Source organism: Ramlibacter lithotrophicus (genome assembly GCF_012184415.1).
Lineage (GTDB): Bacteria > Pseudomonadota > Gammaproteobacteria > Burkholderiales > Burkholderiaceae_C > Ramlibacter > Ramlibacter lithotrophicus.
Genome location: NZ_VTOX01000013.1, coordinates 131,013 through 150,424, shown reverse-complemented (window position 1 = coordinate 150,424; position 19,412 = coordinate 131,013). Strand labels below are relative to the sequence as shown.

The following is a 19,412-nucleotide window of genomic DNA, read 5'->3' as shown; positions in this document are numbered from 1 at the left end:
AGCTCTTGGCCCTGCCTCCCAACGCCGCACCGATCTGGGCCAGCGTCTGGCCCTGCTTCCACCTGCGCCACAGCTCGCGACTTTCCTGGATCGTCAGACGCCTTCTCGCTCTTGCCATACTGGTCTCCCGAACATCATGTTGAGGTGATGTTGCATTGACCAGTTGAAACCGCCCCGCAAAAGTTTCGCAGAAGCCGCAGAGAAGAACGAGGAAGTTCAGAACTCGCGGACGTCCGCGTTTTGGCAATTCTTCGGAGAATTCTTCTGCGGCTTCTGCGTAGTTTCTGCGGCTTCTGCGTATGGATGTCCGCCTTTCAGGGAAGCAGCCGCAAAGCGTGGATGTAGTCGGGATGCCGCATCAGGTCATCCCAGCCCAGCGCCGGCGCCGACGGCAGCAGCGCCAGGCGACGCTGCTCGCTCGCTTCGCGCGGCTGCCAGCCGCCCTTCACCTGCGCTTCGGCCAGCCCGTCGATCAGGTCGTCGACCGCCTGCGGGTTCTTCACCGACTCGTTGCACAGCAGCACCATGTCGCAGCCGGCGTCGAGCGCGGCGACCGCCGCCTCGGTGTAGCTCACCTGGCGCCCGTCGATCACCCGCGCGCCGGCCATGCTGAGGTCGTCGCTGAAGACCGCCCCGCCAAAGCCCAGCCGCTGGCGCAGCACGCCATTCAGCCAGCGGCCGGAAAAACCGGCCGGCCGCGAATCCACCCTCGGATAGATCACGTGCGCCGGCATCACGCTGGCCAGCGTGGTGCTGAGCCACTCATAAGGCGCGGCGTCGTCGGCCAGCATCGCCTTCAGGCTGCGCTTGTCCACCGGAACGTCGGTGTGCGAATCGGCCTTGACGAAGCCGTGCCCGGGGAAATGCTTGCCGCAGTTGCCCATGCCGGCGCGCAGCAGGCCATGCATCAGGCTCTTCGCCAGCATGGCGACCACCCGCGGATCCGAGTGGAACGCGCGATCGCCGATGACGCCGCTGGCGCCCCAGTCGAGGTCGAGCACCGGCGTGAAGCTGAGGTCGACGCCGCAGGCGCGCAGTTCGGCCCCGAGGACGTAACCAGCCCCGGTCGCGGCGTTGGTGGCCGCCAGGGCGTCCTTCATCCACAGCTCGCCGAAGGCGCGCATCGGCGGCAGGTGCGTGAAGCCACCGGTGCGAAAGCGCTGCACGTGCCCGCCTTCGTGGTCGACGCAGACCAGCAGGTCCGGGCGCACCGAGTGGACCTCTTCGCAGAGGGCGGCGAGTTGCCCGCGGTCCTGCCAGTTGCGCGAGAACAGGATCATTCCGCCGACCAGCGGATGCGCCAGGCGCCGGCGGTCGTCGTCCGTGAGGGCCAGTCCGGCCACGTCGAGGATCAGGGGTGCGTGTTGTGTCATTCGGTCATCTTCCGTTCGACCACGACGAAGCTCGCCGCGTAGTCGGTTTCATCGGTCACGGTCACATGGGCCTGCAGGCCCTGCGCCTCGAACCATTCCTTGAGATCGCCATGCAGCACGATCACCGGCTTGCCGCTGGGCAGGTTCGCGATTTCGCACAGCCGCCAGGCCATCGGCATCCGCATGCCCAGCCCCACCGCCTTGCTGAAAGCCTCCTTGGCGGAGAAGCGGGTGGCGAGATACCGCAGCCCGCGCTCCGGCCAGCGCGCGCCGCGCTGGCGCCACACTTTCAGCTCGCCGTCGCTGAGGACGCGCAAGGCGAAACGGTCGCCGTTGCGCTGGACCGCCGCCCTTATCCGGCGCACGTCGCAGACGTCCGTGCCGATGCCGAAGATCATGCGCCGGCCGCGATGCAGTCGAGGTAGGCCTTCACCGTCCCCTCGTAGCCCAGTTCCAGTGCGTCGGCAATGAGCGCGTGGCCGATCGAGACTTCGCGCACGCCGGGCACGGATCGCAGGAAGGTCGCGAGGTTGTCGCGGTTGAGGTCGTGGCCGGCGTTGACCTGGAGCCCTGCCGCCTGGGCGGCGCGCGCGGCCTGCGCATAGGAAGCGAGCACCCGCGCCTGCTGCGCCGTCCCGAAGACGTGCGCATAGTGCTCGGTGTACAGCTCCACCCGGTCGGCGCCGGCGGCCTTGGCCGCGGCCATGTTCGCGGCCACCGGGTCCATGAACAGGCTGACGCGCACGCCCAGCGCTCGGGCTTCCTCGATCAGCGGACGCACCCGCTCGCCGTCGGCGGCGAGGTCCCAGCCGTGGTCGCTGGTGAACTGGCCTTCGGTATCGGGCACGAACGTGCACTGGTCGGGCCGGAACTCGCGCACGAAGTCCATCAGGTTGTGGAACGGGTTGCCCTCGATGTTGAACTCGGCGCCCGGCCAGGACTGGCGCAGCAGGCCGTGCAGTTCGCGCACGTCGGCGGCGCGGATGTGGCGCGCGTCGGGGCGCGGGTGCACGGTGATGCCTTGCGCGCCGGCACGCAGGCACAGCGTCGCGGCCCGCACCACGCTCGGGATGCCGAGGTGGCGCGTGTTGCGCACCAGCGCCACCTTGTTGAGGTTGACGGAGAGCGCCGTCCGCGCGGGATGGGAAGTCATAGGCCTTGCAGGTCGATCATCAGCTGCCGCGTGCGCAGCGTGCCGGTTCCGCAATGGTAGTTCAGCAGCGCGCGCAGCTGCGGCTTGAGCTCGCCCGCGACCGCGGCGGCAACGCCCAATGCGGCAGCGAACGGCGCCGGTTCGTCCAACGCGCGCTGCAGCGCCCGCCACTGCTCGCCGGCGAGGCTCGCCCGCGCCTCCATCGGACCGGTGCGCGCCAGGCCGGCTTCGGGCAACAGGCTGTACCGGACGTCCGTCTCCACTGGCGCCTGGGTGGCCGTTTCCAGGTGCAGCGCCGGCAGCAGTCCGATCTCGCGCAGCAGGAGCAGTTCGAAGCTGCGCAGCGCGGGCTCCACCACCTCGGCCTGGCCCGAGGCGAGCACGCTGACCGTATCGGCATAGGTTTCGAAGAGCTGCGGATGCGGATCGTCGCGGGCCAGCAGGCGCAGCAGCAGCTCGTTCAGGTAGAAGCCGGCCAGGAGGGCATCACCGGTCGGCATCACCTGGCCGCCCACCCATTCGGCGCCCTTGAGGGTGCGAATCTCGGCGTCGCCGCCGAAGGCGAGATGCAGCGGCTGCAACGGCAGCAGCACCGGCCGGAAATTGGAACTGGGCCGCTTGGCCCCCTTGGCGACCAGCGCCACCCGCCCGTGCTCGCGCGTGAATACCTCGACGATCAGGCTCGACTCGCTCCAGTCGTAGCGGTGGAGCACGAAGCCGGGTTCGTCGGAGATGCGGCGCATGGCGAGGCGCCAGGGGCTAGCCCCTGCTTTGGCTATTCATAGCCAAAGCTCCGCACCCGCGCCTCGTCGTCGGCCCACCCGGAGCGCACCTTCACCCATACCTCGAGGAACACCTTGCACCCCATGAGCTTTTCCAGCTCCTGCCGCGCCTCGGTGCTGATGCGCTTGAGCCGCTCGCCCTTCTCGCCGATCACCATTGCCTTGTGGCCGTCGCGCTCGACGACGATCGTCGCGGCGATCTTCACGAACCGGCCGTGCTTCGGGCTGGGTTCTTCCTCGAACTTGTCGACCACCACGGTGGACGTGTAAGGCAGTTCGTCGCCGGTGAAGCGGAACAGCTTCTCGCGCACCGTCTCGCCCGCCAGGAACTTTTCGCTGCGGTCGGTGAGCTCGTCCTCGGCGTACCACCACGGCTGCTCGGGCAGGTACTTCTCGCAGATGCCGAACAGGCGCTCGACGTCCTTCGCATTCTTCGCCGACATCGGCACGAACTCGGCGAATGCGTGGCGCTGCTGCATCTGCTGCAGCCACGGGGCGAGGTCGCCACGGCGGTGGACCTCGTCCACCTTGTTGGCGACGAGCAGCGCCGGCACGCCGGGCTTGAGCAGTGCCAGCACCTTCTCGTCGGCCGCCGTGAACTTGCCGGCCTCCACCACGAACAGCACCAGGTCGACATCGCCGACCGCCCCCAGCACGGTCTTGTTGAGCGAGCGGTTGAGCGCCGTCGAATGCCGCGTCTGGAAGCCCGGCGTGTCGACGAAGATGAACTGCGTCGCGGCCATGGTGCGGATGCCGGTGATCCGGTGGCGCGTGGTCTGCGCCTTGCGTGACGTGATGCTGATCTTCTGCCCCACCAGGGCATTGAGCAGCGTCGACTTGCCGACGTTGGGCTTGCCGACGATCGCGATGACGCCGCAGCGCTGGGGAGCGGCTTCCATCACCGCCCCTTTGCCTTCAGGCCCAGCAGCATGGCGGCGGCCGCGGCCTGTTCGGCGGCCCGGCGCGAAGCCCCGATGCCGCGCTCCACGGCCCCGAACTCCGGCACTTCACACTCGACGTCGAAGGTCTGCTTGTGCGCCGCACCCAGGGTGGCGGCGACTCGATAGATCGGGAGTTTCATCTTGCGGCCCTGCAGCCACTCCTGCAATTCGGTCTTGGGATCCTTGGCGCTGGCCGCCATCCGTGGATTGATCTCCACGTCCTCGAAGAGCCGGCGCACCAGCGCTTCGGCAGCGGCATAGCCGGCATCAAGATACACCGCGCCGATCAGCGCTTCCAGCGCATCCGCCAGGATCGACGGGCGGCGCCGGCCGCCGGTTCGGACTTCGCCCTCCCCCAGGCGCAGCGCCTCGGGCAGGCCGAGGCCGATGGCGATCTGGTGCAGCGGCTCCTGTTTGACGAGCGTGGCCCGGACCTTGGTCAGATCGCCTTCGGGCAGCGCCGCCAGCCGTTCGTAGAGCAGCGCGGAGACGGCCAGGTTGAGGACCGAGTCGCCCAGGAATTCCAGCCGCTCGTTGTGCTCGGCCGAAAAACTGCGGTGGGTCAGCGCCCGCGCCAGCAGGGCCGGATCTGAAAACCGGTGCCGCAGGCGCTCCTGCAGGCGGGCGAGATGGCCATCCACGCGCGAATCGGCTACCGCGACCGTCCGGCGTACTTGAGCAGCAGGTACGCGGGGCCGAACATGTGGATCTCCTTGTTGTAGGCGAACTTGACGATCACCTTGTCGCCTTCCTTGGAGATGTCCAGGTCGCGGCCGGAGATCGAACTGATGTTGTCGATTTCCGCGGCCTTGTCGAAGATCTGCCGGACCTCGGGCACGGTGTTGCCCGCGGCCGCCTTCTGCACGGCCTTGAGCACCGCCTGGTATTCGACGACCGTCGGGAAGGCCTGCGCGCCCAGCACGGCCAGGCTCGCCAGCACGCCGACCACGAACAGCAGGCCGATGAACGAAATGCCGGCCTGTTTCTTCTTCTGCCCCAACTTCATGCGCTGCCCCTTGCGTCAACCGATGCCTACTGGAACGACCCGATCCGCCCGAAATTGCCGAAGTTCATCCAGATGAAGAACGCCTTGCCGACGATGTTTTTGTCCGGGACGAAGCCCCAGTAGCGCGAATCGAGCGAATTATCGCGGTTGTCGCCCATCATGAAATAGTGCCCCTCCGGCACCTTGCACACGACCCCCTCGACACTGTAGCGGCAATTTTCCTTGAACGAAAAGCTCTCCACGCCGGGAATGAAGGCGGGCCGGTTGTCGTCGTTGAGGATGCGATACGCCTTGTCGTCGAGGCGCTCCTCGAACTGCTTGAAGTACAGCATCGAGTCCTCCTCGAGGAAGTCTGCGGCCGGGGTCTTGGGCACCGGCTTGCCGTTCACGGTCAGCTTCTTGTCCAGATACGCCACCTCATCGCCGGGCACGCCGACCACGCGCTTGATGTAGTCCAGGCTCGGCTTGGGCGGATAGCGGAACACCATCACGTCGCCGCGCCTGGGCGGCGTGCCTTCGGTGAGCTTGGTGTGGATGACGGGCAGCCGCACGCCGTAGGTGAACTTGTTCACCAGGATCAGGTCGCCCACCAGCAGCGTCGGGATCATCGAGCCCGAGGGAATCTTGAACGGCTCGAACAGGAACGAGCGCAGCACGAACACGGCCAGGATCACCGGGAACAGGCCGGCCGTCCAGTCCAGCCACCACGGCTGCATCAGCAGCCGCTGGCGCGCCTCGGCGACCTCGCCGTCCACCTGCGTGATCCCCTTGGCCGCCAGGTCGGCCCGGCGCCGGGCCGAGCTGGCCTCCATCCGTTCGGCGGCCAGGCGGCGCTGCGGCAGGAACCAGAGCCGCTCGGCCAGCCAGTAGAGGCCGGTCACCACGGTCGCCAGGAACAGCAGCAGGGCGAAATTGCCTTCGACGAAGCCCAGGTACCACGCGGTTCCGTAGCCCGCGAATGACGCGAGGACGATCGCTGTGATGAAGGGCATTTACTCTTCCACCTGGAGGATGGCGAGAAATGCTTCCTGCGGGACTTCGACGGAACCGATCTGCTTCATTCTTTTTTTGCCTGCCTTCTGTTTTTCGAGGAGCTTGCGCTTGCGGGTGATGTCGCCGCCGTAACATTTTGCCAGCACGTTCTTGCGCAGGGCCTTGATGGTCTCGCGGGCGATGATGTTGGCGCCGATGGCCGCCTGGATGGCGACGTCGAACATCTGGCGGCTGATGATCTCGCGCATCTTCGAGACGACCGCCCGTCCCCGGTACTGGGCCTGGCTGCGGTGGACGATGATGGACAGCGCATCGACCTTCTCGCCGTTCAGCAGGATGTCGACCTTGACCACGTCGGACGCCCGGTATTCCTTGAACTCGTAATCCATGGACGCGTAGCCGCGGCTGACCGACTTCAGCTTGTCGAAGAAGTCGAGCACGATTTCGCCCAGCGGCAGTTCGTACGTCAGCATCACCTGCCGGCCGTGGTAGGCCATGTTGATCTGCACGCCGCGCTTCTGGTTGGCCAGCGTCATCACCGGCCCGACGTACTCCTGCGGCATGTAGAGGTGCACGGTGACGATCGGCTCGCGCACTTCGCGGATCGCGCCCTGGTCGGGCATCTTGGCCGGGTTCTCGACGACCAGCACCTCGCCGTCGTTCCTGACCACCTGGTAGACCACGCTGGGCGCGGTGGTGATCAGGTCCTGGTCGAACTCGCGCTCCAGCCGCTCCTGCACGATCTCCATGTGCAACAGGCCGAGGAAGCCGCAGCGAAAGCCGAAGCCGAGCGCCTGGCTCACCTCCGGTTCGTAATGCAGCGAGGCGTCGTTGAGCTTGAGCTTTTCCAGCGCGTCGCGCAGCGAGTCGTACTGGTTCGCCTCGGTGGGGTACAGGCCCGCGAAGACCTGCGGCTGGATTTCCTTGAAGCCCGGCAGCGCCTGCGTCGCCGTGAAGGCGGCCCCGCCGGTGCCGGCCTTGACCAGCGTCACGGTGTCGCCCACCTTGGCGGCCTGCAATTCGCGGATGCCGGCGATGATGTAGCCGACCTGTCCGGCCTCCAGCGATTCGCGCGGGGCGTTGCCGGGTGTGAACACGCCGAGCTGCGTCGCCTCGTAGGTGGCGCCGGTGGCCATCAGCTTGATCCGGTCGCCCTTGGCCAGCCGGCCGTCCACCACCCGCACCAGCATCACGACGCCCACGTAGCTGTCGAACCAGCTGTCGATGATCATGGCGCGCAGCGGGCCCTGCGGGTTGCCGCGCGGCGCCGGGATGCGCGCGACGATCGCTTCGAGGATCTCGTCGATGCCCATGCCGGTCTTGGCCGAACATGGGATCGCATTGGACGCGTCGATGCCGATCACGTCCTCGATTTCCGATTTCGCATTCTCGGGATCGGCCTGCGGCAGGTCCATCTTGTTGAGTACCGGGACCACCTCCACGCCGAGGTCGAGCGCGGTGTAGCAGTTGGCGACCGTCTGCGCCTCCACGCCCTGGCTCGCATCGACCACGAGCAGCGCGCCCTCGCACGCGGAGAGCGAGCGCGAGACTTCGTACGAGAAGTCCACGTGCCCCGGCGTGTCGATCAGATTGAGGTTGTAGACGACGCCGTCGCGGGCCTGGTAGCGCAACGCCGCGGTCTGCGCCTTGATGGTTATCCCACGCTCCCGTTCGAGCTCCATCGAGTCCAGCACCTGCTCCTCCATCTCGCGATCGGACAGCCCGCCGCAACGCTGGATCACGCGGTCGGCAAGCGTCGATTTGCCGTGATCGATGTGCGCGATGATCGAGAAATTTCTGATGTGATTCATCAACGGGAACGCTTAAGTGATTGAATTCAAAAGGCGCGAGGCAAGAAAAAAGGGCGCGTCGTGGAGTGACGCGCCCTGAACCAACAATCTATGGCAACTGCGATAGTTGGAGCTTCATTGTAGGCAAAAAGCCCCGCGCGTACAGCCGACGCCATGGTCCGAAGCCGGAGTTGCGACCCAGCAACAGAGATGTTTTCCACAAGTTATCAACAATTTGGCCAAACAAGTGCAGGGGCAGGTTGTGGGCGATCTGTGGATCGGGAAGGGACAACCTGCGGGCTTCCCGTATGGTGGGGTTGGAGCTCCCGCATATGCCTGCAAGCGCCGATGAGGCATCCGGATTCTATCCAAAAAGGTCATTAGCCCGGCACCTATGCGAGTGGGCGCTCACGGTGCCGGCCAAACGGTCGAGCTCCCAAAAAATTTTTCCGCTTGGCTCCAGCGCCACAAACAAGACCCCAAACCCGACTGCGAGGTGGGGCCTTGCTGCGACTTCCTACTGCAGCCGCCGCCGGCGCGGCGCCTTCACCGCGCCGGGCGGATCAACAGGTAAGTGGCCAGCTCGCCGCGCCGCAGCAGCACGGGGATCGGCTTGCTCTTGTCGACACGCGCCACCGTGGCGTCGAACTCCTTGACGCTGTTGATCTCCGTGTTCCCGATCGCCGTGATGACGTCCCCCTCGCGGATGCCGGCTCGCAGCGCGCCGTCGGTGACGGACTCGACCCGCACGCCGCCCTTGACCTTCAGCTCGCGCTTCTGCGCATCGGTCAGGTCACTCACGACGAGCCCGATCGACTGCGCGGCCGGCGATCCTTTCGGTCGCTCGTTGTTCCTCTCCGCCGTGGGACGGACGGCCTTCTCGGGCTCGATCTCGGCCACGGTGATCGTCAGGTCGCGCGTGGCGCCGCGGCGGAACACCGTCATGTTGGTCCGCGTGCCCGGCTTGGTGTTGCCGACCAGCCGCGGCAGGTCCGTCGCCCGGTCGATCAGCTTGCCGTCGAAGCGAGTGATGATGTCCCCCGCCTCGAGGCCCGCCTTGTCGGCCGGCGAGCCGCTCTCGACGCTGCGCACCAGGGCGCCCTGCGGCTTGCCCAGCCCGATCGACTCCGCCACGTCCTTGGTGACCTGGTCGATGTGAACACCGATCCGGCCGCGCGAGACGCGCCCCGACACCCGCAGCTGTTCGCTCACCCGGATCGCCTCGTCGATGGGGATCGCGAACGAAATGCCCATGAAGCCCCCCGAGCGCGAGTAGATCTGGCTGTTGATGCCAACCACCTCGCCGCGCATGTTGATCAGCGGCCCGCCCGAATTGCCGGGGTTGATCGCCACGTCGGTCTGGATGAACGGGAGGTAGTCGCCGGTGTCGCGCTGCTTCGCGCTCACGATGCCGGCCGTGACGGTGTTCTCCAGGCCGAAGGGCGAGCCGATCGCCATCACCCATTCGCCGACCTTGAGCCGGTTGATGTCGCCGACCTTCACCGCCGGCAGGCCCGTCGCGTCGATCTTCACCACGGCGACGTCGGTGCGCTTGTCGGCGCCGATGATCCTGGCCTTGAACTCGCGCTTGTCCGGCAGCGTGACGATCACCTCGTCGGCGCCCTCGACCACGTGCGCGTTGGTCATCACGAAGCCGTCGGTGGTCAGGATGAATCCCGAGCCGACGCCGCGCGGCGTTTCCTCGTCGGAGGGCGGCCGGTTCGGTCGCGGCGAGCGCGGCGTGCCCGGCAGCGGCTGCCCGAAGAAGCGCCGGAAGAACTCCTGCATCTCCTCGTCCATCGGGCCGGCGCCGCCGGGGCTGGCGCTTTGCCGCGCCCGCTCCAGCGTGCGGATGTTGACCACCGCCGGCCCGACCTGCTCGACCAGGTCGGTGAAGTCCGGCAGGGCGCGCCCCTGCGCCACGACCGGCTTGGCCGGCATCACCGCCACCGTGCCGGCGATCGCCAGGACGGCGATGGCGGCATGGGCGCGAATCTTCTTCCACTCGATCCGGAACATATCGACCTCTCTCAAACGCAATCTGCAATGCTGGGCGCCGGCACGCGATGCGGCCACGGATGGGGGCGCCGCTGCAGCGGCGCCATCCCGCGTATGTGGGGACTTATTTGATCCGCTCAAGATTCTGCGCGAAGACCCTGAGCGTTTGGGGCGGAGCCTCGCCGACCGCGGTGAGCCACCAGTCCTGCACGCGCTGCGTCAGCGTCTGCGTGGCACCGCTCGCGAACAGCCCTTCCTGCTGGTGGCGCTTCGCGTCGTAGGTCTCCAGGAACAGCGACACCGCTGCGAGCCCATCCGAAAAGATCCACTGGATGTTGCCTTCGGCCGAAGCCGCGCCCGGACGCCTGTAGCAGTTCACCGCCTTGAAGCCGGGTACGGCGGCGCGCAGCTGCCACCCTTCGGCGGCGGCGCTGCACTTCGCGGCGTCCGCCTTCTCGACGCGCCAGCCACCGGTGGCGGCCATCATCTGGCTGAGCTTGTCCGCACGCACCGGTGCGTCGAGCTGCAATTCGGAAAACGCCGCCTGCTCGAGCACGACGTGGTCGAGGTCGAGCGTCTGCAGCTTCACCACGAGGCCGCTCTTCTTCTCGCTCCAGATGCGATACCCGTAGCGAAGCTGGTCCTTCGGCATCAGGTGGACGACGTCGGCCGTGAAGCCGGCGACGCGGTCGCTGCCAATGCGGCGGGCCGCGTAGAACTCGGGAATCGAGCTCTCGCTGGACTTCAGCAGGTCGGGAAACAGGCCCAGCGACTCGCGCCGCTCGGTGCGCGCGACCCTGGCTTCGGGCAGGAAGGTGACCACTTCGTCGTTGCGCCGGAAGGTGGAGCGCGGCGTGCCGGTCAGCGACTCCACCCGCTCCAGCTGCTGGCGGCCGTCGCACGCGTGCCAGATGCGCGCGCTGGACATCGCGCCGGTGTTGGACGAGACGACCAGCGTGCCGACATAGTTGCGGCGGCGGGAGGCCTCGTGCATGCGCTCGAGCCACTCGGCGACGCCGCGCTCCTCGGCCTTGCCCGCGGCCACCGGCTGCAGCAAGGGCGAGCCGGATTGCGCCACCGCGGCCTCGATCAGGCCGAGCCCCCAGAGGGCCACCATGCTGCGGCGGCCCACGCCCCGATGCTGCGACTGCGCCTGCGTCTGCGTCTGGTGCATGCTGCGGGTCAGCGGCCTGGCGCTTCGAAGGTGGCGTTGCGCACGAAGCCCGTCGACATCTGCAACGCCGAGGCGCCGCCGAGCTGGCGGTGCGCCGCCAGCAGTTCATCAAGTTGCGGGTTGCGGATCATCACGCCCTGCTCGCCGGCGGTCAGCACGGTGCCGGCAGGCGCCTTGGCAATTTCGGGCGAAGCCGGCCTGGCCGGCAACCCGCCCACCAGGGACCACGCCATGGCGCCGACGGCCGCAACCGAGGCGAGGCCCGCCACCATCTTCCAGCGGAAGCTGCGGTCGTTGGCCGCCTCGTCGCGCCGCGGCGCTGCGGCGACTTCCGCCATCGCACGCGGCACCAGCGGCGGCTCGTCCTGCAGGCGGCGCTGCAGCCGCTCCAGGAACGCCGACGGCGAACTGGCCACGGCCAGTTCGCCCGAACGCAGCACGTCGCCGATCAGGTGGTATGCCTGCCAGGCCTCGCGCGCCGCCGGATCGGACGCCGCGAGCTCGACACCCCGCGCGAAGGCGTCGCCCTGCAGCTGGCCGTCGGCCAGCGCCGAAATGAGTTCCTGCGTCTGCATCTGTTCCATCACATCACCTCGCGCCGTCTCACCAGCGCTTGCCCGTCTGGTTTTCCAGCATGGGCTTGACCTTGGCCGAAATCGCCTCGCGCGCCCGGAAGATCCGCGAACGCACGGTCCCGATGGGGCAATTCATCACTTCCGCGATCTCTTCGTAGCTCAGACCGTCGATCTCGCGCAAGGTCACCGCCTGCCGCAGTTCGTCCGGCAGCGCCTCCATGGCCGAGTTGACGGCGGCCGCGATTTCCTTGGCCGCCAGCACGGTTTCGGGGGTTTCGGCGCTGGTTAGTTCGTTCTCCACCGAGGAAGTTTCATCTTCCTCGTCGCCGCCGCCGCGCAAGGTGGTCTCCGAAACCAGCGGATCGCGCTTCAGGTCCACCAGGGCCTTCTTGGCGGTATTGACCGCGATCCGGTACAACCAGGTGTAGAACTGGGCCTCGCCGCGGAACTGGCTGAGGGCCCGGTACGCCCGGATGAAGGTCTCCTGCGCGATGTCCTCGACCAGGTCCGAGTCGCGCACCATTCGCCCGATCAGCCGCTCGATGCGGCGCTGGTACTTGATCACCAGCAGCTCGTAGGCCTTCTGGTCCCCGGCTACGGTGCGCTCCACCAGCATCAGGTCGGTGTCCGCCGGGCTGGGGGGAGGAGCGGGAGTCGTTCTTGTCATGGTTTCGCTGCCGGCGGCTCGGCATCCGGCAGCGCTGCGGGTTCGGCGCGCGAATATACCGCACGCCGCAGCTCATCCCACCGTTCGCCGCCGCCGCGCTCCAGCCAGAACCAGGCACCGCCGCCGGCTGCCCGGAAGCGCACGAGCACCAGGTGCTGGGCATCGAGGGCGACCCGCACTTCGCCAGGCAGGCCGTGGCCGCCGTCTGGCGTCCACGTCCAGGCCGACCCGTCCCAGGCCAGCACGCCGCGCGGCGCGCGCCACCAGGCCAGCAGGGCGACCAGCCCGGCAACGGCCACCGCCGCCCAGGCCAGTGCCAGCCGCCAGAAAGCCACCTCGGCCTGGGCGGCCCAGAGCAGCGCCCCGGCCAGCCCGCACAGCCACAAGGCTGCGGCGAAGGCGCCCGCCCAACGAGAACGCCCCACCGGATAGCTCACCGATGGGGCGTCGTGCATGCTGCCGCCGGTTCTTCAGTCGCGGGCGCGTTGCGGGCAGCGCACCTCAGCCGGCCCGCTTGAAGACGAGCGTGCCGTTGGTGCCGCCGAAGCCGAAGTTGTTCTTCATCGCCACCTCGATCTTCATGTCACGCGCCGTGTTGGCGCAGTAGTCCAGGTCGCACTCGGGGTCCTGGTTGAAGATGTTGATGGTCGGCGGGCTCTTCTGCTCGTGCACGGCCAGCACGGTGAACACCGACTCGATCCCGCCGGCCCCGCCCAGCAGGTGGCCGGTCATGGACTTGGTGGAATTGACCACCACCTTGCGCGCGTGTTCGCCGAGCGCGAGCTTGATGGCGTTGCTCTCGTTGAGGTCGCCGAGCGGCGTGGAAGTGCCATGGGCGTTCAGGTAATCGACCTGGTCGGCGTTGATGCCCGCGTTGCGCAGCGCGCCGACCATGGCCCGGCGGGGCCCGTCCACGTCCGGCGCGGTCATGTGGTAGGCGTCGGCGCTCATGGCAAATCCGGCCAGCTCGGCATAGATCTTCGCGCCGCGGGCCTTCGCATGCTCGTATTCCTCGAGCACCAGCACGCCGGCGCCTTCGCCGAGCACGAAGCCGTCGCGGTCCTTGTCCCAGGGGCGGGAGGCGGTCTTCGGGTCGTCGTTGCGGGTGGAAAGCGCGCGGGCCGCGGCGAAACCGCCGATGCCCAGCGGCGACACGCAGGATTCCGCGCCGCCGGCAATCATGACGTCGGCGTCGCCGCTTTCGATCAGGCGGCCCGACAGGCCGATCGCGTGCAGGCCGGTCGTGCAGGCGGTGACGACCGCGATGTTGGGACCCTTGTAGCCGAACTTGATCGACACGTGCCCCGAGATCATGTTGATGATGGAGGCCGGCACGAAGAACGGCGAGATCCGGCGGGGACCGCGCGAGGCCAGCTCGGCGTGCGTCTGCTCGATCATCGGCAGGCCGCCGATGCCCGACCCGATGTTGCAGCCGATGCGCGCCGCCAGTTCCGGATCGAGCGCGTCGCCGGTGGGCAAGCCACTGTCCTTGACGGCCTGGAAAGCCGCGGCGAGTCCCAGATGGATGAAGCGGTCCATGTGGCGGGCTTCCTTCTCGGGCATGTAGTCGCCGATGTTGAAGCCCTTGACCTCGCCGGCGAACCGGCAGCCGAAGTTGGCGGCGTCGAATTGCGTGATCAGGTCGATGCCGCTCGTGCCCGCCAGGAGCGTGGCCCACGACTCGCCGACCGAATTGCCGACCGGCGACACGCAGCCCAGTCCCGTGACGACCACGCGGCGGCGCGTCATGCCGGCGCTCCCGAGTGGACGGCGCAAGCCGCGTCACCCCGAGCGGGAGGGTGCTGCGACTGGAGGCGATTCTCGACAGCGGGCATTCGCTCAGGCCTTCTGGTGCGCGTTGGCGTAGTCGATGGCGTTCTGCACCGTGGTGATCTTCTCCGCGTCCTCGTCGGGGATCTCGATGCCGAACTCGTCTTCGAGCGCCATCACCAGTTCCACCGTGTCAAGCGAGTCGGCACCGAGGTCGGCCACGAAAGCCTTTTCGTTGGTGACCTGCGACTCTTCCACGCCGAGTTGCTCGGCGATGATTTTCTTGACACGTGCTTCGATATCGCTCATGGGTTCCCTCAGAGGGTTTGTGAATGAATCCGCGATTTTAGCGCCCCACCACGACCGTTCGGGGCCGGCCCCGGACGGGGCGGCTCCGCCGGCATGGACCCGGCCGCGCGGACGGGCCGCGCGGCCGGCGCGCTTCACGCCATGTACATGCCGCCGTTGACGTGGATTTCCTGGCCTGTCACGTAGCCGGCCCGGGGCGACGCCAGGAAGGCGACGGCAAAAGCGATGTCCGCCGGCTGCCCGAGGTGGCCCAGCGGAATCTGCTGCAACAACCCCTCCTGCTGCGCCGGCGGCAGGCCGGCGGTCATGTCGGTCTCGATGAAGCCGGGCGCGATGCAGTTGACGGTGATCTTGCGGCTGCCCAGTTCGCGCGCCAGCGCGCGCGTCATGCCGGCCACGCCGGCCTTGGCCGCGGCGTAGTTCGCCTGGCCCGGGTTGCCGCTCGCGCCGACGACCGACGTGATGTTGATCATCCGGCCGTAGCGCTGCTTCATCATCGTCTTCATGGCGGCGCGGCACATGCGGAACACCGCCTTGAGATTGGTGTCGAGGACGGCGTCCCAGTCCTCGTCCTTCAGGCGCATCGCGAGCATGTCCCGGGTGATGCCCGCATTGTTCACGAGGACGTGCAGGCCGCCCTGCCCGGCGGCGACCCGGTCCACCAGCGCCTGCGCGGCGGCACCGTCGTTGACGTCGAGGACGGCGCCCGAGCAGCCCGGCCAGGCCGAAAGCGCCTGCCCGATCGCCGTGGCGCCAGCCTCCGACGTCGCCGTGCCCACCACCTTCATTCCCTGCTGCGCCAGTTCCAGCGCGATCGCCGCGCCGATGCCGCGGCTCGCGCCGGTGACCAGCGCCACCTGGCCCTGCATGCTGGCGGTCATGCAAGCACTCCCTTCACTTCGGCGAGGGTGGCCGGGTCGTACATCGCCGCGGACGTGAGTTCCGGCGCGATGCGCTTGGTCATGCCGGCCAGCACCTTGCCAGGGCCGCACTCGACGATCGCGGACGCACCCATCGCCGCGATGGCGCGCACGCAGTCGACCCAGCGCACCGGCCCGAACGCCTGCTGGTACAGCGCGGCGCGGATGCGGTCGGGATCGGATTCGACCTTGGCCTCGATGTTGTTCACGACCGGGATGCGCGGCGCGGCAAAGGCCGTGGCGGCGAGCTGGCGCTGCAGCCGTTCCGCGGCCGGCTTCATCAGGCTGGAATGGAACGGGGCGGACACCGGCAACGGCAGCGCCCGCTTGGCCCCGTTGGCCTTGAGCACCTCGCAGGCCTTCTCGACGGCGGCCTTGCTGCCGGCGATCACGGTCTGCACCGGATCGTTGAAGTTCACGGCCTCGACGACCTCGCCGCTGTTCGTGCCGAACGTGCGCACCGCTTCGGCGCAGCCGTCGACGACCTGCTGTGCCGCGAGGCCGAGGATGGCCGCCATCGCGCCGGTGCCGACCGGCACCGCCTCCTGCATGGCCTGCGCGCGAAAGCGCACCAGCGGCGCCGCGTCGGCCAGCGTGAGCACGCCGGAGGCGACCAGCGCCGAGTATTCGCCCAGCGAGTGGCCGGCGACGACCGAGGGCGGCGCGCCGCCCTCGGCCAGCCACGCGCGCCAGGCCGCCACGCCGGCCACCAGCATCACCGGCTGGGTGTTGGTCGTGAGGGCCAGCGTCTCCTTGGGACCTTCCTTGATCAGGCGGCCGACGTCCTCGCCCAGGGCGTGGGACGCTTCCTTGACGGTGGCGGCGACAGCCGGGTGGTCGCCCCAGGCGTCGAGCATGCCGACGGCCTGCGAGCCCTGGCCCGGAAAGACGAATGCAAACGATTTCATGGTTGCTCTCTCGCGAGGGAAAAGCGGGACCGGCGTGCGCTCAGAAGTCGAGCAGCACCGCGCCCCACGTGAAGCCGCCGCCGACGCCCTCGAGCATCAGCGTGTCGCCGCGGGCGATCCTGCCGCCGCGCACCGCCGCATCGAGCGCGAGCGGGATCGAGGCGGCCGAGGTGTTGCCGTGCTGGTCGACGGTGACGATCACCTTGTCCAGCGGCAGCTTCAGCTTCCGGGCCGTGCCCTGCATGATGCGGATGTTGGCCTGGTGCGGAATGAGCCAGTCGATGTCGGCCTCGGTGCGACCGGCCTTGGCCAACGCCGCCCGGGCCGCGCTCTCGAGCACGCCCACGGCCAGCTTGAACACGGCCTGGCCGTCCATCTTCAGCAGCGGGTCGCCGAGCACCTTGCCGCCTGACACGGTGCCCGGGACGCACAGGATGCCGACATGCCTGCCGTCGGCGTGCAGGTCGGTGGCGAGAATGCCGGGCGTATCGGAGGCTTCCAGGACGACGGCGCCGGCGCCGTCGCCGAACAGCACGCACGTCGTGCGGTCGTCGAAGTCCAGGATGCGCGAGAACACTTCGGCGCCGATCACCAGCGCCTTGCTCGCGCTGCCGGTGCGGATCATCGCGTCGGCGATGGTCAGCGCGTAGACGAAGCCGCTGCAGACCGCCTGCACGTCGAACGCCGGGCAACCGGCGATGCCCAGCTTGTGCTGCAGGATGCAGGCCGCCGACGGGAAGACCATGTCGGGGGTCGACGTCGCCACGATGATGAGGTCGATGTCCTGCGGGCCGACGCCCGCAGCCTCCATGGCGCGCCGCGCGGCCTGCGCACCGAGGTCGCTCGACGTCACGTCCGGCTCCGCGAAGTGGCGGGCCCGGATGCCGGTGCGCTCCACGATCCAGTCGTCCGAGGTCTCGACCCCGCGCGCCGCCAGTTCGGCGGCCAGTTCGGCGTTGGTGACGCGGCGGGGCGGCAGGAAACTGCCCGTCCCGGCGATGCGCGAATATGTGGTCATGAGGAAGTGAGCATCTTTTCGAGCGGCTGCGCGTCGTCCGCGGGGGAGACCAGCAGCGGCCGCGCATGCGCGATGCGCGCCTGCACGCGCTCCAGCAGCTTGTGCCGGGCCGCATCATACGCGCGGTTGAGGGCGTGCTCGAAGGCGAACGCGTCCGCCGAGCCGTGGCTCTTGAAGACCAGCCCGCGCAGCCCGAGCAGCGCGGCGCCGTTGTAGCGGCGATAGTCGACGCGCTTCTTGAACGCGGCGAGGACCGGATAGGCGACCAGCGCCGCCAGCTTCGTCAGCGGATGGCGTGAGAACTCCTCGCGCAGGAAGCCGCCGACCATGGTCGCCAGCCCTTCGCTCGTCTTGAGCATCACGTTGCCGACGAAGCCGTCGCACACGACGATGTCGACGGTGCCCTTGTAGATGTCGTTGCCCTCGACGTTGCCGAGGAAATTGAGGTCCCCCGAGGCGGCCGCGGCGCGCAGCAGCTCGCCGGCGCGCTTGATCACCTCGCTGCCCTTGATCACCTCCTCGCCGATGTTGAGCAGTCCGACCGAAGGAGCCTCGTCCTCGTTCATCGCCGACACCAGGGCCGAGCCCATGACCGCGAACTGCAGCAGGTGCTGCTCGGTGCAGTCGACGTTGGCGCCGAGGTCCAGCACGGTGGTGGCGCCGCCCTTCGCATTGGGCATCGGCGAGGCGATGGCTGGCCGGTCGATCCCCTCCACGGTCTTGAGCAGGTAGCGGGCCAGTGCCATCAGCGCGCCGGTGTTGCCGGCCGACACGGCCGCGTCGGCCCGGCCGTCCTTCACCTGCTGGATCGACACCCGCATCGAGGAGTCCTTCTTGCGCCGCAACGCAATCTCGACCGAGTCGTCCATGGCCACCACTTCGGAGGCATGCAGGGCGGTGGCGCGCGGGTGCTGGAACGCGGACAGGCTGTCGGGCGCGCCGACCAGCAGCAGGTGCGCCTCGGGGTGCCGCTCGAGAAAATGCCGGCAGGCGGGCAAGGTGACCTGGGGGCCGTGGTCGCCCCCCATGCAGTCAACAGCCAGAGTAGTCATGGCCTCAAATGTAGAGCCTTTTGGAGAGGCATCCAGGGCGCGCCGGGCGCGGCGAAGCGGCGGCGCATAGAACAAAGGCCCGTGCTGCGCCAGCAGCCGGGCCTTGCCGCGAAGCCAGCCGGGTTCAGGCTTCGTTCTTGGTCTTCAGCACCTTGCGGCCACGGTAGAAGCCGGTGGGGCTGATGTGGTGACGCAGGTGGGTTTCGCCGGTGGTCGGCTCCACGGCGATGCCGGGCACCACCAGCGCGTTGTGCGAGCGGTGCATGCCGCGCTTGGACGGCGATTTCTTGTTCTGTTGAACGGCCATGATGGGCTCCTGTATCGGAAGGCCCGCGCTGGAGGCGAGGCCTGGAAAGTTGGCGAAAGAACGCGCAGGGCAGGCGCGCGAAGCCCATGATTATAACCGACCCGGATTACTTGTCCTGGTTCCGGCCGATCTTGAGCTTGCCGAGCGCGGCGAAGGCGCTTTCGCGGCGGTCGGAAGCCTCCTCGAAGTCCTCGTCCTGGACCTGCATCCTGACCGGCTCGGGACACACCTCGTGCCGCGGCGCCAGCGGCATCTCCATCAGCAGCTCGTCTTCCACCAGCTCCACCAGGTCGAAGCTGCGGCTGACCGCCAGCACGTCTTCTTCCGCCTGTTCGTCCTCGGCCGCCGCCATGTCCTCGTCCGCGGCGAAGCGGAAAGACCGGTCGACGGCCAGGGGCACCTCCACCGGCCCGAGGCAGCGCTGGCAGGTGAGCGGCAGCACGGCATCGGCCTTCAGGTGCAGCCAGATCTCGGGATGCACGTGGCGGGGATTGCGCATCTCGCCGGCGGCGGACCAGTTCAGCTCGCAGGGCCCGCCGCGCCCCTGCGTCTCCGCCATCAGGCGCTCGTGCTGCCGGACGGGCTCGCGGCCGCTGAGCGTCGCACCCTCCTCGGCAAAGCGCCGGACGTCGAGCCGGCGGGCGGTGAACTCCTTGGACATGGAACCAGTGTAAGA

At 68.2% G+C, this 19,412-nt stretch carries 22 protein-coding genes and 1 pseudogene; all 23 read right to left on the bottom strand.

Annotation, left to right across the window (positions count from 1 at the left end; translation table 11 throughout):
* Positions 1–118, bottom strand: a pseudogene (locus tag RAMLITH_RS26305) (IS30 family transposase); the annotation flags it as partial.
* Between the two features lie 196 nt (positions 119–314).
* The gene (nagZ, locus tag RAMLITH_RS24650; protein WP_168110101.1) at positions 315–1,373 is read right to left on the bottom strand and encodes a beta-N-acetylhexosaminidase; all 1,059 of its coding nucleotides are present in this window, start codon (positions 1,371–1,373) and stop codon (positions 315–317) included.
* Entirely contained in the window at positions 1,370–1,771 is a 402-nt protein-coding gene (gene acpS / locus RAMLITH_RS24645) for a holo-ACP synthase (RefSeq protein WP_168110100.1), read from the bottom strand. The genes nagZ and acpS overlap by 4 nt, the downstream gene beginning before the upstream one ends.
* Positions 1,768–2,526: a pyridoxine 5'-phosphate synthase gene (locus tag RAMLITH_RS24640; RefSeq protein ID WP_168110099.1), complete on the bottom strand. Its 759-nt coding sequence runs from the start codon at positions 2,524–2,526 to the stop codon at positions 1,768–1,770. The genes acpS and RAMLITH_RS24640 overlap by 4 nt, the downstream gene beginning before the upstream one ends.
* Positions 2,523–3,269 carry a DNA repair protein RecO gene (gene recO, locus RAMLITH_RS24635; protein WP_168110098.1) on the bottom strand — a complete coding sequence of 249 codons (747 nt, stop codon included), beginning with the start codon at positions 3,267–3,269 and terminating at the stop codon, positions 2,523–2,525. The genes RAMLITH_RS24640 and recO overlap by 4 nt, the downstream gene beginning before the upstream one ends.
* A 32-nt stretch (positions 3,270–3,301) precedes the next feature.
* Positions 3,302–4,207 (bottom strand): GTPase Era, encoded by a 906-nt coding sequence (gene era, locus RAMLITH_RS24630; protein ID WP_168110097.1) that lies wholly within the window; start codon positions 4,205–4,207, stop codon positions 3,302–3,304.
* On the bottom strand, positions 4,207–4,890 hold the full coding sequence (rnc, locus tag RAMLITH_RS24625) for a ribonuclease III (RefSeq protein ID WP_168110096.1): 684 nt from the start codon (positions 4,888–4,890) through the stop codon (positions 4,207–4,209). Before rnc ends, era begins: the two co-directional genes overlap by 1 nt.
* 11 nt (positions 4,891–4,901) lie before the next feature.
* Entirely contained in the window at positions 4,902–5,255 is a 354-nt protein-coding gene (locus RAMLITH_RS24620; protein WP_168110095.1) for a DUF4845 domain-containing protein, read from the bottom strand.
* A gap of 26 nt (positions 5,256–5,281) precedes the next feature.
* Complete coding sequence (gene lepB, locus RAMLITH_RS24615) at positions 5,282–6,247, bottom strand: signal peptidase I (protein WP_168110094.1); 966 nt, start codon at positions 6,245–6,247, stop codon at positions 5,282–5,284.
* Entirely contained in the window at positions 6,248–8,059 is a 1,812-nt protein-coding gene (gene lepA / locus RAMLITH_RS24610) for a translation elongation factor 4 (protein WP_168110093.1), read from the bottom strand. It lies immediately after the preceding gene.
* A gap of 525 nt (positions 8,060–8,584) precedes the next feature.
* Positions 8,585–10,057 (bottom strand): DegQ family serine endoprotease, encoded by a 1,473-nt coding sequence (locus RAMLITH_RS24605; protein ID WP_168110092.1) that lies wholly within the window; start codon positions 10,055–10,057, stop codon positions 8,585–8,587.
* A 103-nt stretch (positions 10,058–10,160) separates the two neighbouring features.
* Positions 10,161–11,210: a MucB/RseB C-terminal domain-containing protein gene (locus RAMLITH_RS24600; RefSeq protein WP_238344383.1), complete on the bottom strand. Its 1,050-nt coding sequence runs from the start codon at positions 11,208–11,210 to the stop codon at positions 10,161–10,163.
* An 8-nt stretch (positions 11,211–11,218) separates the two neighbouring features.
* On the bottom strand, positions 11,219–11,794 hold the full coding sequence (locus RAMLITH_RS24595; RefSeq protein WP_168110091.1) for a sigma-E factor negative regulatory protein: 576 nt from the start codon (positions 11,792–11,794) through the stop codon (positions 11,219–11,221).
* A 19-nt stretch (positions 11,795–11,813) separates the two neighbouring features.
* Complete coding sequence (rpoE, locus tag RAMLITH_RS24590; RefSeq protein ID WP_168110090.1) at positions 11,814–12,452, bottom strand: RNA polymerase sigma factor RpoE; 639 nt, start codon at positions 12,450–12,452, stop codon at positions 11,814–11,816.
* Complete coding sequence (locus tag RAMLITH_RS24585; protein ID WP_168110089.1) at positions 12,449–12,907, bottom strand: hypothetical protein; 459 nt, start codon at positions 12,905–12,907, stop codon at positions 12,449–12,451. The genes rpoE and RAMLITH_RS24585 overlap by 4 nt, the downstream gene beginning before the upstream one ends.
* Positions 12,908–12,953: 46 nt before the next feature.
* Positions 12,954–14,201 carry a beta-ketoacyl-ACP synthase II gene (gene fabF / locus RAMLITH_RS24580; RefSeq protein WP_168110088.1) on the bottom strand — a complete coding sequence of 416 codons (1,248 nt, stop codon included), beginning with the start codon at positions 14,199–14,201 and terminating at the stop codon, positions 12,954–12,956.
* Between the two features lie 90 nt (positions 14,202–14,291).
* The gene (gene acpP, locus RAMLITH_RS24575; RefSeq protein WP_013902185.1) at positions 14,292–14,531 is read right to left on the bottom strand and encodes an acyl carrier protein; all 240 of its coding nucleotides are present in this window, start codon (positions 14,529–14,531) and stop codon (positions 14,292–14,294) included.
* A 134-nt stretch (positions 14,532–14,665) separates the two neighbouring features.
* On the bottom strand, positions 14,666–15,412 hold the full coding sequence (gene fabG / locus RAMLITH_RS24570) for a 3-oxoacyl-ACP reductase FabG (protein WP_168110087.1): 747 nt from the start codon (positions 15,410–15,412) through the stop codon (positions 14,666–14,668).
* Positions 15,409–16,359, bottom strand: coding sequence for an ACP S-malonyltransferase (gene fabD, locus RAMLITH_RS24565; protein ID WP_168110086.1), 951 nt, complete (start codon positions 16,357–16,359; stop codon positions 15,409–15,411). Before fabD ends, fabG begins: the two co-directional genes overlap by 4 nt.
* A 40-nt stretch (positions 16,360–16,399) precedes the next feature.
* Positions 16,400–17,377 (bottom strand): beta-ketoacyl-ACP synthase III, encoded by a 978-nt coding sequence (locus RAMLITH_RS24560; protein ID WP_168110085.1) that lies wholly within the window; start codon positions 17,375–17,377, stop codon positions 16,400–16,402.
* Positions 17,374–18,429, bottom strand: coding sequence for a phosphate acyltransferase PlsX (gene plsX / locus RAMLITH_RS24555; protein ID WP_168110084.1), 1,056 nt, complete (start codon positions 18,427–18,429; stop codon positions 17,374–17,376). Before plsX ends, RAMLITH_RS24560 begins: the two co-directional genes overlap by 4 nt.
* A 124-nt stretch (positions 18,430–18,553) precedes the next feature.
* Positions 18,554–18,736 carry a 50S ribosomal protein L32 gene (rpmF, locus tag RAMLITH_RS24550; protein WP_168110083.1) on the bottom strand — a complete coding sequence of 61 codons (183 nt, stop codon included), beginning with the start codon at positions 18,734–18,736 and terminating at the stop codon, positions 18,554–18,556.
* 106 nt (positions 18,737–18,842) lie between these two features.
* Positions 18,843–19,397, bottom strand: a complete 555-nt coding sequence (locus RAMLITH_RS24545; RefSeq protein WP_168110082.1) for a YceD family protein — start codon at positions 19,395–19,397, stop codon at positions 18,843–18,845.
* Between the last annotated feature and the right edge of the window lie 15 nt (positions 19,398–19,412).

Bases quoted from the DNA above. Each gene is read 5' to 3' on its own strand.
- nagZ (WP_168110101.1), bottom strand. From the start codon at position 1,373: ATGACACAACACGCACCCCTGATCCTCGACGTGGCCGGACTGGCCCTC.
- RAMLITH_RS24595 (WP_168110091.1), bottom strand. From the start codon at position 11,794: ATGGAACAGATGCAGACGCAGGAACTCATTTCGGCGCTGGCCGACGGC.
- plsX (WP_168110084.1), bottom strand. From the start codon at position 18,429: ATGACTACTCTGGCTGTTGACTGCATGGGGGGCGACCACGGCCCCCAG.
- fabD (WP_168110086.1), bottom strand. From the start codon at position 16,359: ATGAAATCGTTTGCATTCGTCTTTCCGGGCCAGGGCTCGCAGGCCGTC.
- acpS (WP_168110100.1), bottom strand. From the start codon at position 1,771: ATGATCTTCGGCATCGGCACGGACGTCTGCGACGTGCGCCGGATAAGG.
- acpP (WP_013902185.1), bottom strand. From the start codon at position 14,531: ATGAGCGATATCGAAGCACGTGTCAAGAAAATCATCGCCGAGCAACTC.
- rpoE (WP_168110090.1), bottom strand. From the start codon at position 12,452: ATGACAAGAACGACTCCCGCTCCTCCCCCCAGCCCGGCGGACACCGAC.
- RAMLITH_RS24585 (WP_168110089.1), bottom strand. From the start codon at position 12,907: ATGCACGACGCCCCATCGGTGAGCTATCCGGTGGGGCGTTCTCGTTGG.
- lepA (WP_168110093.1), bottom strand. From the start codon at position 8,059: ATGAATCACATCAGAAATTTCTCGATCATCGCGCACATCGATCACGGC.
- RAMLITH_RS24560 (WP_168110085.1), bottom strand. From the start codon at position 17,377: ATGACCACATATTCGCGCATCGCCGGGACGGGCAGTTTCCTGCCGCCC.
- RAMLITH_RS24600 (WP_238344383.1), bottom strand. From the start codon at position 11,210: ATGCACCAGACGCAGACGCAGGCGCAGTCGCAGCATCGGGGCGTGGGC.
- RAMLITH_RS24640 (WP_168110099.1), bottom strand. From the start codon at position 2,526: ATGACTTCCCATCCCGCGCGGACGGCGCTCTCCGTCAACCTCAACAAG.
- recO (WP_168110098.1), bottom strand. From the start codon at position 3,269: ATGCGCCGCATCTCCGACGAACCCGGCTTCGTGCTCCACCGCTACGAC.
- RAMLITH_RS24605 (WP_168110092.1), bottom strand. From the start codon at position 10,057: ATGTTCCGGATCGAGTGGAAGAAGATTCGCGCCCATGCCGCCATCGCC.
- fabF (WP_168110088.1), bottom strand. From the start codon at position 14,201: ATGACGCGCCGCCGCGTGGTCGTCACGGGACTGGGCTGCGTGTCGCCG.
- rpmF (WP_168110083.1), bottom strand. From the start codon at position 18,736: ATGGCCGTTCAACAGAACAAGAAATCGCCGTCCAAGCGCGGCATGCAC.
- lepB (WP_168110094.1), bottom strand. From the start codon at position 6,247: ATGCCCTTCATCACAGCGATCGTCCTCGCGTCATTCGCGGGCTACGGA.
- fabG (WP_168110087.1), bottom strand. From the start codon at position 15,412: ATGACCGCCAGCATGCAGGGCCAGGTGGCGCTGGTCACCGGCGCGAGC.
- RAMLITH_RS24620 (WP_168110095.1), bottom strand. From the start codon at position 5,255: ATGAAGTTGGGGCAGAAGAAGAAACAGGCCGGCATTTCGTTCATCGGC.
- era (WP_168110097.1), bottom strand. From the start codon at position 4,207: ATGGAAGCCGCTCCCCAGCGCTGCGGCGTCATCGCGATCGTCGGCAAG.
- RAMLITH_RS24545 (WP_168110082.1), bottom strand. From the start codon at position 19,397: ATGTCCAAGGAGTTCACCGCCCGCCGGCTCGACGTCCGGCGCTTTGCC.